13 protein-coding genes and 1 riboswitch are annotated in these 12,993 nt (G+C 55.9%); of the genes, 11 read left to right on the top strand and 2 right to left on the bottom strand.

Annotated elements, in window-relative coordinates:
• Positions 1 to 28: 28 nt before the first annotated feature.
• Both ACFO1S_RS27520 and trhO read right to left on the bottom strand, forming a co-directional pair.
• Entirely contained in the window at positions 29 to 658 is a 630-nt protein-coding gene (locus ACFO1S_RS27520; protein WP_204602953.1) for a helix-turn-helix transcriptional regulator, read from the bottom strand.
• 31 nt (positions 659 to 689) lie between these two features.
• A complete protein-coding gene (gene trhO / locus ACFO1S_RS27515; protein ID WP_204603173.1) occupies positions 690 to 1,592 on the bottom strand; it encodes an oxygen-dependent tRNA uridine(34) hydroxylase TrhO in 903 nt (300 codons plus the stop codon).
• Between the two features lie 145 nt (positions 1,593 to 1,737).
• A riboswitch (cyclic di-AMP (ydaO/yuaA leader) is annotated at positions 1,738 to 1,877 on the top strand.
• A gap of 136 nt (positions 1,878 to 2,013) precedes the next feature.
• Between trhO and ACFO1S_RS27510 the strand changes: the two genes are divergently transcribed.
• The 11 genes from ACFO1S_RS27510 to ACFO1S_RS27460 all read left to right on the top strand — a co-directional run bounded on the left by ACFO1S_RS27510 (position 2,014) and on the right by ACFO1S_RS27460 (position 12,674).
• Positions 2,014 to 2,661: a hypothetical protein gene (locus ACFO1S_RS27510; RefSeq protein WP_204602952.1), complete on the top strand. Its 648-nt coding sequence runs from the start codon at positions 2,014 to 2,016 to the stop codon at positions 2,659 to 2,661.
• A gap of 216 nt (positions 2,662 to 2,877) precedes the next feature.
• Positions 2,878 to 3,657, top strand: a complete 780-nt coding sequence (locus ACFO1S_RS27505; RefSeq protein ID WP_378127952.1) for a gluconate 2-dehydrogenase subunit 3 family protein — start codon at positions 2,878 to 2,880, stop codon at positions 3,655 to 3,657.
• A gap of 13 nt (positions 3,658 to 3,670) precedes the next feature.
• Positions 3,671 to 5,392 carry a GMC family oxidoreductase gene (locus ACFO1S_RS27500; RefSeq protein WP_204602951.1) on the top strand — a complete coding sequence of 574 codons (1,722 nt, stop codon included), beginning with the start codon at positions 3,671 to 3,673 and terminating at the stop codon, positions 5,390 to 5,392.
• Entirely contained in the window at positions 5,389 to 6,153 is a 765-nt protein-coding gene (tatC, locus tag ACFO1S_RS27495) for a twin-arginine translocase subunit TatC (protein ID WP_378127950.1), read from the top strand. Before ACFO1S_RS27500 ends, tatC begins: the two co-directional genes overlap by 4 nt.
• Positions 6,154 to 6,187: 34 nt before the next feature.
• Complete coding sequence (gene tatA, locus ACFO1S_RS27490) at positions 6,188 to 6,388, top strand: twin-arginine translocase TatA/TatE family subunit (protein ID WP_204602950.1); 201 nt, start codon at positions 6,188 to 6,190, stop codon at positions 6,386 to 6,388.
• Between the two features lie 150 nt (positions 6,389 to 6,538).
• A complete protein-coding gene (locus ACFO1S_RS27485; protein WP_204602949.1) occupies positions 6,539 to 6,958 on the top strand; it encodes a BlaI/MecI/CopY family transcriptional regulator in 420 nt (139 codons plus the stop codon).
• The gene (locus tag ACFO1S_RS27480) at positions 6,955 to 7,818 is read left to right on the top strand and encodes a M56 family metallopeptidase (RefSeq protein WP_204602948.1); all 864 of its coding nucleotides are present in this window, start codon (positions 6,955 to 6,957) and stop codon (positions 7,816 to 7,818) included. Before ACFO1S_RS27485 ends, ACFO1S_RS27480 begins: the two co-directional genes overlap by 4 nt.
• Positions 7,819 to 7,916: 98 nt before the next feature.
• Entirely contained in the window at positions 7,917 to 8,609 is a 693-nt protein-coding gene (locus ACFO1S_RS27475; protein WP_204602947.1) for a DUF3105 domain-containing protein, read from the top strand.
• A gap of 242 nt (positions 8,610 to 8,851) precedes the next feature.
• On the top strand, positions 8,852 to 11,230 hold the full coding sequence (locus ACFO1S_RS27470; RefSeq protein WP_204602946.1) for a response regulator: 2,379 nt from the start codon (positions 8,852 to 8,854) through the stop codon (positions 11,228 to 11,230).
• Complete coding sequence (locus ACFO1S_RS27465) at positions 11,230 to 11,601, top strand: response regulator (protein WP_204602945.1); 372 nt, start codon at positions 11,230 to 11,232, stop codon at positions 11,599 to 11,601. The genes ACFO1S_RS27470 and ACFO1S_RS27465 overlap by 1 nt, the downstream gene beginning before the upstream one ends.
• A gap of 14 nt (positions 11,602 to 11,615) precedes the next feature.
• Positions 11,616 to 12,674, top strand: coding sequence for an HD domain-containing phosphohydrolase (locus tag ACFO1S_RS27460; protein WP_204602944.1), 1,059 nt, complete (start codon positions 11,616 to 11,618; stop codon positions 12,672 to 12,674).
• Positions 12,675 to 12,993 lie beyond the last annotated feature (319 nt).

Raw genomic sequence — 12,993 nt, 5'->3', positions numbered from 1 at the left:
TTGCCCGGAATGCGGGCGAGAGCGTTTGTTATGAACGGCGAATATGATAGACGCACTTGCGATCTCCGCTGGCCAAGCAGTCCGAACGGCTGACCGTCGCTCCAAGCAACGATTCGAACAGCTTCAGCTCGCAGGCGCAAGCCTGATTGTATTTGTTGGCGACCTGAGCAATCGGACAATTATACTCGGTCAGGACATAAGCGTCGTCGGACGTTTTCTCCCAGGTCGTCATATAGCCGTTGTCATTTTGAATGTCGGACAGAGCCGCAACCTTGTGCTCCAGCTCGGAGTCGGCCATCTTCCCGGCGTACCGCTTGTACAAGGTTTCCTTGCGCTTCTCGAAGAGAAGATTGACCATCGATTGTCCGGCTTCGTCTTCCAGCTCCGCGAGAAGATCCAATGCAACGGCATGATAGTTTTTCGGGAAATACTCCTCGGCTTGGGCGGCCAGCCGATATACGGCGGCCGGGCGGCCCATCGGAAGCCGGACCGTCGTCGATTCGATCAAGCTGTCGCGTTCGAGATTGGCGATATGCCGCCTTACGGCCATGCCTGTAATGCCCAGTTGATCGGTAATCTCCTTCGCCGTCAGTTCCCCGGAGGTTTTCAGCATTTGCATAATCCTGTTGCGCGTGGACAAATCCAGATCGTCTTTCAAGACATAACCTCCCGGGAATAGACTTTGTCCGCTACAGGACAGAGCCTGCAACGGCGAGATCGTGAGCTTCGCATTCCGCCGAGCAGTAACCTCGATGTTCGGTTTCGCAGGCCTCGCAGCACAAATGCTGCAGATGGCAAGTATCGTCCGCGCAGTTCAGGTAGCGGTCCGTCTTGGCGCCGCAGTGATGGCATTCGCCGACGAGGATGTGCTCATCTGTAAGGTTGATGCGTACGGAAACTCGCTCGTCGAAAACGTAGCAGTTGCCGTCGAAGCCTCTGCCTTGCACCTCGGGATCCTGACCGTACGTCACGATGCCTCCGTCCAGCTGGTAAACCTCGTTAAACCCTTCGTTCTTCAGCACGGCGGTCAGCATCTCGCAGCGGATTCCTCCGGTGCAATACGTCAGAATCGGCTTGTCCCGGTGCTCGGTCAGATGATTGCGAATCCATTCCGGGAATTCGCGGAATGTCTCCAGATCCGGCTTGATCGCGTTGCGAAAGTGGCCGAGATCGTATTCATAGTTGCTCCGTCCGTCGAGAATGAGGACGTCGTCCTGCTGCATTTTTTCGTAGAAGGCTTTCGGGCTCAGCCGGTCTCCGCCGTCCGTGTTCGGATCGAGCTTCTTGTCGTAGCGAAGCGTCACCAGCTCTTTCTTGTGTCGAACGAACATTTTGGAGAACGCGTGGCCCTCCGCTTCATCGATCTTGAACAGCAGATCGGAGAAGAGGGGGTGGGCATGCATCGCGGCCATATAGGCATCCGTCTGTTCGATTGTGCCGGACAGCGTTCCGTTGATGCCTTCGTCGGCGATCAGAATGCGTCCCCGGATGTCCAGAGCCTTGCAGTATTGCAAATGCTCGGCGGCCAGCTCCGCAGCGTTCGGAATCGAGACATATTTATAGAACAGCAAAATGCGATAGGGAGTCGTCATGTCGAAATTAACACCTTTCTTGATAGGTAATGAGCCTAACCGATATTTCATTATCGTAGCGGTTCCCCTCAACATAGTCAACATATCTGTTTAATATGTTTGGAAATTCCGAAGAAAGGTTTGACATTTCGACGGCTGCCGCATACTATAGAAGTAGCTTAATTTCCGTCCTTCAGGGATGGAAAGCGGGGGAACCAGTCTTCAGGGGCGAATCGTTCGTCAGAGCGTAGGGTACCATCTACCCGAGTCCGTCAGCTAACCTCGTCAGCAGAGATGGGTCTGAGTCTTCGACATTTTACTTTTCCTTTCGGACCCTTTTATGGGGTCTTTTTGCGTTCTTTGGAGACCCTTTATCGCTCAAGCGTAGGCTTGCGGCGATCGGGTCTTTTTTGCGTAATTTCATATCCAGGAGGTGTGCGCGATGCATCAAGCGGAATCGGCCAGAACGACTTACGAGCAATTGATGGAACAAACGAAGCTGATCTTGCAGCGGAAATCGGAGCCGTCTGAGCACTCCCCGACCGAGGACGATTACGCCGTGCTTCATTTGACCGTTGAAGCGAGCGGAGCCGGAGTGCGAGGGGAGGATCTGGCGCTGGCTCAGCTTGGCGTCGTTCGTTTCGTCACGGTGATGACGCAGATCGTGTCGGGCTGGGGAGGCAAGCTGATCGAAGCGAGCCAACACTCCTACACGGCAATCTTCCCGATGTCGGTGCCCGATGCGGCCAGTCGCTGCTGTCTTTGCGGGATTCAAATCTTGAATGCGATCGATACGGCCATCAACCCCTCGTTCACGGAGGAAGGCCTCGATCTTGCGCTGCAGGGCGGCGTCGGCATCAGCATGGGGGCCGTTTTCGGCTTCGAGACGGGACTGAACCTGCCTGCCGACAGTCTGTATTATGGAGAAGCGATGGGCAACGCCGTCGAATACGCCAACATGGCTTACGGCTATGTCATCGTCGATAAGGTCGTCAAGGAGCATTTCGAACGCTCCGCGACGGAATTCAAAGCCAGCTTCAAGCCGTATCGCCATCATGAATGGGTCGGCTATCGGTTCGATGTAGGCTAAGGCGTCGGGAGGGGAGCTCCGAAGCGCCTGAGAGTTGCATCAGGCCAGATTATGTGACGGGGAATTGGCGATCCCCGCAACCTATCGATCTGCCGGAAGGATTTCCCGAGCTGCTGGGGAAATCCTTCTTTTTTGCACGGATTGATGGATGAAATGGTGGATATAGGGAATAATTCGCCTATATTCTTTCCGGTCGAGGAAGAGAGGAAGAGGACATTGACGAAGCAATCGCCCCAGCAGCCCAAGGATGAATCGCGCAGAAAATTTCTGAAATACTCGGGCACGGCTCTCGGAGGCGTCGTCGTAGGCGGCGTCATCGGCGGAATAATCGGCACGAACAGGAGCAAGTCCGGACCGGAGGGAGCGGTTCCGCCGGAAGCGACGGAAACGCCCCAGTCTCCGCAAAGCCAGGATTACAATCAAGCGTTGATGTTCTTCTCGCAGGGGCAATTCCAGACGGTCGAGGCGGCAGCGGAGCGCATATTTCCCAAGGATGATAACGGTCCCGGCGCGAAGGAGCTCGGGGTTGCCTTTTTCATCGACCACCAGATGGCCGGCGCTTACGGATTCAACGCCCGGGAGTATATGACCCCGCCGTTCTACAAAGCCGAGGCGACGCAGGGCTATCAGCTGACGTTCAAAAGAAGAGATCTGCTCGCCCTCGGCCTGGACTCGTTGAACGAGTACAGCCAGGACAAGCACCAGAATACGTTCGCCAAGATTTCCCCCGAGCAGCAGGATGAGGTGCTTACCGCCTTCGAGAAGGACGAGGTGAATTTGAAAGGCGTTCCGGGGTTGGCATTCTTCACGATCTTGCGGAATCTGACCCTGGAAGGCGTCTATGCAGACCCTCTCTACGGCGGCAACAAAAACATGGCCGGCTGGAAGATGCGCAATTATCCCGGCAACCAAATGAGCTATCTCGATCTGATCGAGAAGGAAGAGTTCATCCAGATGGAGCCGCTCAGCCTTCACGACCATCTGCAACTAAGCTAAGGAGGAACCCCGAATGGCGAACAAGCTGCCGAAAGTGCCCGTGGTCATTGTCGGAATGGGTTGGGTAGGCGGTATTATCGCAGCCGAGCTGACCAAGGCCGGGCATCACGTCGTTGGCCTGGAAAGAGGCAAGAGCCGCAGCACCCAGGATTATTATCACGTACACGACGAGCTCAGATATGCATCGCGTTACGAGCTCATGCAGGATTTGTCCAAGGAAACGGTGACATTCCGCAATACGGAAAAAATGAGAGCCCTCCCCATGCGCTCCTACGGCTCCTTCCTTATGGGAGACGGCGTCGGGGGGGCGGGCGTGCACTGGAACGGGCAGTATTATCGGTTTCTGCCGTATGATTTCCAGATACGCACCATGACGGAGGAGCGCTACGGAAAAAACAAAATTCCGAAGGACATGCCGCTTCGCGACTGGGGCATCACCTATGACGAGCTGGAGCCTTACTTCGTCAAGTATGAGCAAATGTCGGGCATCTCGGGACCGCAGGAGCTGCCCGATCATGTCGGGAAGATGTCCAAGCCGTTCGCGACGCCTCCGATGAAGACTTCTCCGGGAATGAAGCTGTTTACGGATGCGGCCACTAAGCTGGGCTACCATCCGTACATTATCCCTTCCGCGAATCTGTCGCAGGATTACGCCAATCCGGACGGCATCGAGCGTGCGGCCTGCCAATACTGCGGCTATTGCGAGCGTTTCGGCTGCGAATACGGCGCGAAGGCAGACCCAGTCGTTACGGTGCTGCCCGTTGCCCAGAAATCTGGGAAGTTCGAGCTGCGCACCCACGCCAACGTCACCGGGATCGTACACGACGGCAAGAAGGCGACAGCGGTACAATACGTCAATACGCTGACGGGCGAGCAATTCGAGCAGCCTGCCGACGTCGTCGTATTGGCGAGCTACGTGTTCTCGAACGTGCGCCTGCTGCTGATGTCCAAGCTGGGCAAGCCTTACAATCCGAAGGACGATACGGGCTCGATCGGCCGCAACTATGCTTATCAGGTGAACGGCGCGAGCACATCGGCCTATTACGAGGATCGGCAATTCAATATGGCAATGGGCGCGGGAGCGCTCGGCAGCAGCCTGGACGATTTTAACGGCGACAACTTCGATCACGGCGATCTGAAGTTCCTGCACGGCGCGAACATCCGGTTCACGCAGACCGGCTTGCGGCCGATCCAGTACCAGCCCTCTCTCCCCGGGAAACCCAAGTGGGGGGGCGAATTCAAGCAGTCCACCCTGCACAATGCGAATCGTATCCTAGGCGTATCGGGACAGGGAGCGAGCATGCCCAATCGGTACCATTACCTCGATCTTGATCCGGAATACAAGGATTCGCTCGGATTGCCGCTCATTCGGCTGACATTCGATTTTATGGAACAGGATGTCGAGCTGGTCAAGTTCATCGCCGGGAAGACGAAGGAGATCGCCGACCAGATGGGCGCGACGAGAACGGAGATGAACGATGTCATCAAGCAATACAACATCGTCCCCTACCAGTCCACGCACAATACGGGAGGGACGATCATGGGCAGCGACCCGGCAACCTCCGTCGTCAACTCGTATCTTCAGATGTGGGATGCGGAGAACGTATTCATCTGCGGCGCTTCGAACTTCCCGCATAATAGCGGCTACAATCCGACAGCGACGGTCGGCGCGTTGGCCTATCGGACTGCCGAAGGCATAGAGAAGTATATTCAGAAGGGCGGTTCGCTCGTGTGAGCGCGAACAAGCAAGCCCAGGAACAGGAACGGCTGGAGCGCGATTGGGTCGTCCATCTGACAGAGCTGAGAAAAAGGCTGATCGTCGTAGCCGCATGGTTTGTCGCCGCACTCTGTCTTGGCTTGTACGCGTCCCCGCGAATCTTGACCTTCATCAAGCGCGACGCGGGGCCTGTCGAACTGGAATGGAGCGTCTTCGCGCTGACCGACGGCCTGGTCGTCTACATGAAGTGCGCGCTGCTGGTGGGCGTTCTGCTGACGCTGCCGGTTCTGCTCTATCACCTCTGGGCGTTCGCGCGCCCCGGTCTGACCGAGGCGGAAGCCAAAAGCACGCTGGTCTACGTCCCGATCTCGTTCCTGCTCTTCGCGGCGGGAGCCGGCTTCGGCTACACTGTGGCGATACCGATGATGATCCGCTTCATGATCCAGCTGAATCAAGGAATCGGCGCGGCGGAAGTATACGGTATCCACCATTACGTTTCCTTCCTGGTCAGCTTCCTGCTGCCCATGGGCATTGCGTTCGAGATGCCGCTGGTCATGCTGTTCCTGACTCGAATCGGCTTGCTCGCGCCGGACAGAGTCAAGTCCGTGCGCAAGTACGCTTACGTGGGATTGGCGATTACCGGGACGCTGATCTCGCCGCCGGATTTCGTATCGCATCTGTCGGTAACGATTCCGTTGCTCGTTCTCTTCGAGATAAGCGCGTTTCTCTCCGCCCGTTACTATAGAAGGAGATCGCTCGTTCCCGCCGTGCAGCCATGACGGCGACCAGTCTAACAAGGAAGGAGGAGATGGGATGTTTAACAATATCGGCGTGTCCGGGCTCATCATCATTCTGGTCATCGCTCTGATCGTATTCGGACCGGCCAAGCTTCCGCAGCTTGGAAGAGCGTTCGGCGATACGCTTCGGGAATTCAGAAATTCCACCAAAGGCATCGTAGAGGAAGATTTGGCGGAGAAGCCTGCCGTCATTGAGCTTGACAAGGCGAAGAGCTGATCGCGGAAGCGCAGCCATTCAAGAGATGCAAGCCCCGGCCCATCGATGGCGCACACGCGCAGCCGACAGGCCGGGGCTGCTGTGCGCAAAGAGCTCGACTTGTCAATGCTCGTCCCGATACACTATAATGTGTAGTGGAGGGTGACGCCGTTGACGATTCGAAATTTTAAATACGACGAGGTCGGCCTGAACCGATTTTTCGGTTCGCTCGAAGCCAGAATAATGGAGCTCGTCTGGGAAGCGGAAGAGACGAGCATTAAAGAGGTCCAAACGAGGCTGGACAAGGACAAGCCGATTAACTTCAATACGGTGATGACGGTCATGAACCGATTGGTCGATAAAGGCATTCTGCTTAAGAGAACAGATGGACGGATATCCAAGTATCGGGCGATTCAGTCCAAGGAGGCCTTTATCGAGGAGCAGTCCAAGAAGCTGACGGAAAATCTGTACGAGGAATTCGGGGATTTGGTCGTCAATCACATGATCGAGGTCTTGAACGATGTCGATCAATCCTTGCTGGATCGGCTTGAGCAGAAGATTCAGCATCTGAAGAGGAACACCCCGCGATGACGAAGCTCTGGACAAGACGCTCCTCCGCCATGCTCGCTGTCGGCATTCTCATCGCCGCGCTTGTGCTGAGCCAGATGGCAATGTACGAAGCGCACCTGCTATGGGGCGCGAATATGCACCGCAATCTGCTCGACTATTGCGCAGGTCTGTTCTATAGAAGTTCGTTTCTGTACTATGCGATTCATATTGCGCTTAATGCGCTGGTCATCTATACCTTGTTCAGGCTGATTCATACGGGACTTAGGCAAATTATGCTGGATCGAACCTATGGAAACAGGCTTTCCAGACTAAGCGCCAAGCACGGCGCGGACCGGCTGGCCGTTCGGTTCGGCCACGGCGCCAACGATCTCGTGGTTCTGGAGGACGAGCGAATGGTGGCGCTGACCGCAGGGTTCGGGAAGCCGCGCATCGTTCTGTCTACCGGCTTGATCGATCTGCTCGACGAGCGGGAGCTGCAGGCCGTTCTGGCGCACGAAGCGTCTCATCGCATTCATCGCGACCCCTTGAAGCTGTTCGTTCTGCGTCTCATCTCGGACGCATTCGGTTATATTCCGTTAACCCGATGGGCTTATCGCAATTACAGCATCCTATGCGAGCTAACGGCCGACGAACATGCGATTGCGAGTACAGGCTCCGAGGCCGGGCTTGGAGGCGCGATGCTCAAAATGCTGGGCAGAGCGCGGAGCAAGCCGATGTTTCCGGCAGCGGCGGGCTTCGCGGACGGCTCGATCAACTATCGGCTGCGGCAGCTCGTCGAGCCGAAGCCGGCGCTGCCGATCAGACTCGATGCGCGGTCGCTTGCGATCTCGTTGAGCGTGCTGGCGCTGCTGCTCGGCATGATTGTACTGGCGGGAACGTAATGCGGTAACGGCACGATAAGTGCCGTCTCTTTATGCCGAATCAAACTACGCGATGTAGTGTTTAGACGAACATGACCATCCAGAGGAGAGAAATAAAAATGATCGTTGGAATTGTTGGCGGAGTTATCATCCTTGCGTCGATCGCGGCTTACGTGTACGCCTCCAAGCTTAATCAGGAGAACGACAGCAAAGCGAAAAAGGAAAAGAAGGCCGAATTGAAGCGCAGGAGCCGCAAGGCGCGGCTGGGAGCGCATTCGCTCCTAGGGGCGGGAATTGTTTTGGTGCTGGTTGCTCTGCTCTTGAACGCGGCGGACAGCGCCAATATTGAAGACCTGAATTACAAAGAAGCAATCGACGTCAGGCAGGATCCGAATTACGGCGCGGGTCATTCGGAAATGCCCGTTCAATATGAGATGGCTTTGCCTACGTCCGGCACGCATAGCCCTCACGATTTGAAATTCGGATTCTACGAAACGAAACCGGCCACAGAGATGCTCGTCCACAATCTTGAGCACGGAGACATCGAAATCTATTACCGCTCCGATGCGGATGCGGCTTTGCTGGAGGAGCTGAAGAAGCTGACCGCCTACCGGAAAGCCGGGGCAGGCGTGCTGGCCATTCCCGCAGACAGCATGCCCGAGGGCAAAGAGGTGGTGCTGACGGCGTGGACGAGAACGATGGAGCTCGACAAGTTCGACTTGCGCAAGGTCGGCACCTTCATCTACGAATATATCAATCAGGGACCGGAGAAAATTCCGGCCAGCATTCGCCGCGGCGGCGGCACGATGTAATTGTGCGGAAGAGGATGGAAGCAGAAGAAGGATTTCTGCATTCCATCCTTTTTGTTGTCATCCTGGCATAGGCAGGGCTTCGATTTTTGGTCACACTCGCTAAAAAACAAGCCGATTCGGGCCGATTGTTCACGAATTCTCTTCAATCTGAGCGGCGCTTTGCCGAAGACATGATAAGGGGAAAACGAGCTTGCACCGCAAGGCGCGGTCCCTGTCTATCCAAAGCTGAAAGTGGGTTGAAAATGGATCACGTTACCGGTTCTTACGATACCGCTCTGGTCGTCTTTTCCTACATCGTGGCGGTAGTTGCTTCTTATACGATGCTCGATCTGACGGGAAGGGTCAGCGAATCTGCGGGCATCAGCCGTACCGTGTGGCTTGGATTCGGAGCCGTCGCGATGGGTCTGGGCATCTGGTCGATGCATTTTGTAGGCATGCTGGCTTTTCATCTGTCCGTAGCGGTCAGCTATGATGTTACGCTTGTGGTCATATCTGTGCTGGTTGCCATCGTCGCCTCTTATGTGGCGCTGACGATCGTCGGACGCAATAAGGTCACTCCGGGCAAGCTGCTCATCGGCGGATTGCTCCTGGCGACGGGAATATCTGCGATGCATTATATCGGAATGGAAGCGATGATGATCGATGTCACTTACGATCCGATTCTGTTTGCTTTATCGATCGCGATTGCGCTGGTTGCCTCGATCTCGGCCTTGTGGTTGGCCCTTTACTTCCGCAAGTCGACCGAGCGAGGCGCAGTATGGAAGAAAATCGGCAGCGGGTTTCTGATGGGAGCGGCCATCGCGGGGATGCACTATACGGGCATGTACGCGGCGAATTTCCACCACGGCACCCACCAGGAGCTCACGACCGGCTTGCTGATGGAGCAACGGATGCTGGCCTATTTTATCTCGGGCGGAACGCTGTTTACGCTGGGCTTGTCCTTGCTCGGGATCTATATTTCGAGGCGCTTTTCCTTTAAGGATACCGAGATTGAACGCAAGAGCAGGGAGATTTACCTTAAGAACGAGGAGCTCCAGCGTCTGAACGAAAACCTGGAGCAATTGGTGAAAGAGCGTACCGCCGAGCTGGAGAAGGCTCGCGACGATGCGATTCAAGCGAATAAAATCAAGAGCCAGTTTCTGGCCAATATGAGCCACGAGCTTCGTACGCCGCTTAACGCCATTATCGGCTACAGCGAAATGCTGGCGGAGGAAGCGGAGGAGATGGGCGAGCAGGCGTTTACCGACGATCTCGGCAAGATTACCAAATCGGGCAAGCATCTGCTGTCGCTTATCAACGACATCCTGGACATTTCCAAGATCGAAGCCGGCAAGATGGACGTGTTCGTGGAGCCTTGCGAGTTGAAGGGGGTGCTGGAGGACGTCATTACGACCGTTACGCCGCTCATCGAAAGCAACGGCAATCGTCTGGAGATCGAGGCATGCGAAGGTCTGATGGCGACGGACGTCACGAAGCTTCGTCAAATTCTGATCAACCTGCTCAGCAATGCGGGCAAGTTCACCAGAGACGGCGTCGTGCGTCTCGAAGTCCGATCCAAGGACGCCGAAGGCAAGGAGGGTTATCTGTTCCGGGTAGTCGATTCCGGCATTGGCATGTCGTCCGAGCAGGTCGCCAAGCTGTTCCAGCCGTTCACGCAGGCCGATTCCTCGACGACCAGGCAATACGGCGGCACGGGGTTGGGCCTGACGATCAGCCAGAGATTCTGCCGTATGCTCGGCGGGGATATTACTGTGAGCAGCCGGGAGGGAGAGGGCAGCACATTCGAATTCTGGCTTCCGGCTTCGTCCGAATCGCAGATTGCGACGGAGGCGTATCGGGAAGCCGGACCGGTGGTCGGAAGTGAGGAGATCGACGGTCAAGTCAGCATTCTCCTCATCGACGACGAGCCGGTGGATCGACAGCTGGTTCAGCGTTATCTGGCCAAGGAGGGATGGACGCTGGCCTTCGCCGAGAGCGGCCAGGAAGGGCTGCGAATGTCGAAGCAGCTTAAGCCCAAGCTTATCTGTCTGGACATTCTTATGCCGAGTATGGATGGCTGGAGCGTTCTCGCGGCATTGAAGAGCGATCCAGAGCTCCGCGACATTCCGGTCGTTATCCTCTCGATGACGAACGACAAGTCGCTGGGTTATTCGCTGGGCGCATCCGAGTTTCTCATGAAGCCGATTCGGCGGGAGCAGCTTGTCGAGACGATCGATCGTTACTTGCCCAACCCTTGCGGACAAAGCGTTCTCGTAGTCGAAGACGATGCGACGACAAGCGAGATGATGGCGAAGCTGCTGAACAAGGACGGCTATTCCGTCCTGACCGCAAGCAACGGCAAGCACGCTCTAACCAGTCTGGAAGCGGAACGTCCCGGATTAATTCTGCTGGACTTGATGATGCCCGAGATGGACGGCTTTCAATTTTTGTCGGCTATGGCCGAGAGGGAAGAATGGCATGATATTCCGATTGTCGTCGTGACGGCGAAAACGATCAACGCGGATGACCGCACGAGATTAAAGGGCTACGTAAAAGGCGTACTTCAAAAAGGGTCGTTCGAGCCGAAGCAGCTTCTTTCCGAAGTGCGGCGCTATTTGCTGAATCAGCGGGAGGTGAGTTAATGCGTACGATATTGCTAGTCGAGGATAACGAGCTTAATCGCGATATGCTGACTCGCAGGCTGGAACGCAAGGGCTACCGCATGCTCACGGCGGAAGACGGTCAACGGGGCATTGAGCTTGCGGCAGAAGCGCGGCCCGATCTGATCCTGATGGATATGAGCCTGCCCGTGCTGGACGGTTGGGAAGCGACACGGGCTTTGAAGAGGAGCCCGGATACGAAGGATATTCCGGTCATTGCTCTGACGGCGCATGCCATGTCGAGCGACGAGCGCAAGGCTTACGATGCCGGTTGCGATGATTTTGATACAAAGCCGGTTGAACTGCCGAGGCTTCTGGGCAAGATTGAAGCGGCGCTGGACAAGGCACAATAGAATGGAGAACGCCAATGGATGCACGCTTAACCGCTAAAATATTGATAGTCGACGATCAAGAGTACAACATAAGCTTGCTGGAGCGTATTCTGAAACGCGCGGGCTACGAGGACATATACAGCACTGAGGATCCTCATGGAGTCCTGGACATGATCAGGAGGGTGGACCCGGACATCGTGCTGCTCGATCTGCACATGCCCGGACGGGACGGCTTGCAGGTGTTGCAGGAAATTCGCGAACAGGGCGAAGAGGATCAATATTTGCCCGTGCTCATGCTGACCGCCGATACGACGCCCGAGGTTAAGCAGCAAGGGCTGCAGTTCGGCGCCAACGATTTTCTGACGAAGCCCTACGATCGAACGGAGGTTGTGCTGCGCATTCGCAATTTGCTGAAGACTCGGGAATTGCATCTTCAGCTGCAGCAGCAAAACAATACGCTGGAGGAAAGCGTCCGGGAGCGCACGAAGGAGCTGAGTCAAGCGAAGCTGGAGATGATGCAGCTGTTGGGTCGTGCGGCGGAGTATCGGGACGATATGACGGGTCAGCATACGCATCGGGTGGGCGAGCTGTCCGCGCGGATCGCGGAACGGCTGGGCTTTCCCTTGAGAGAGGTCGATATGATCCGCAAGGCGGCGCCGCTGCACGATATCGGCAAGATCGGCATTCCGGACGAGATCCTTCTGAAGCCCGGGCGATTCGAGCCTCATGAATTCGAGCGGATGAAGGCTCATACGACTATTGGGGCGAACATTCTCGGCGGCAGCTACTTCAACATCCTGCAGTTGGCGAGAGTCATTGCGCAATCGCACCACGAGAAATGGGACGGTACGGGATATCCCGAGAGGCTGGCTGGCGAACATATTCCGATCGAAGCGAGAATCGTGGCCTTGGCCGACTTCTACGACGCGCTTACTCACGAGCGTCCGTATAAGCGGGCCTGGACGCCCGAAGAGACGATGGAGGAAATCAGGAGACAGCGCGGCGTTCACTTCGATCCGCGGGTCGTGGATGCTTTCGAGGAATTGTTTGCCGGGCTTGATTCGCAGGGAGTAATCGAGATTACGAGCAACTAAGCCGAGGTAAGGGAACCGGGAGCGCGGCATTAGTTGCGAGAAGAGCAACTAAATCGCGGCGTGGGAACCGAGAGAGCGGCAATAGTTGCGAGAAGAGCAACTAAATCGCGACGTGGGAACCGGAAGCGCAGCAATAGTTGCGAGAAGAGCAACTAAATCGCGTTGGGAGTACCGAGAGAGCGGCAATAGATGCGAGAAGAGCAACTAAATCGCGACAGGGGAACCGGAAGCGCAGCAATAGTTGCGAGAAGCGCAACTAAATCGCGGCGTGGGAACCGGAAGCGCAGCAATAGTTGCGAGAAGCGCAACTAAATCGCGG

Origin of the sequence: Cohnella boryungensis, from assembly GCF_042651945.1 — a bacterium.
Classification (GTDB): domain Bacteria; phylum Bacillota; class Bacilli; order Paenibacillales; family Paenibacillaceae; genus Cohnella; species Cohnella boryungensis.
This window is presented reverse-complemented; position numbering and strand designations above follow the sequence as displayed.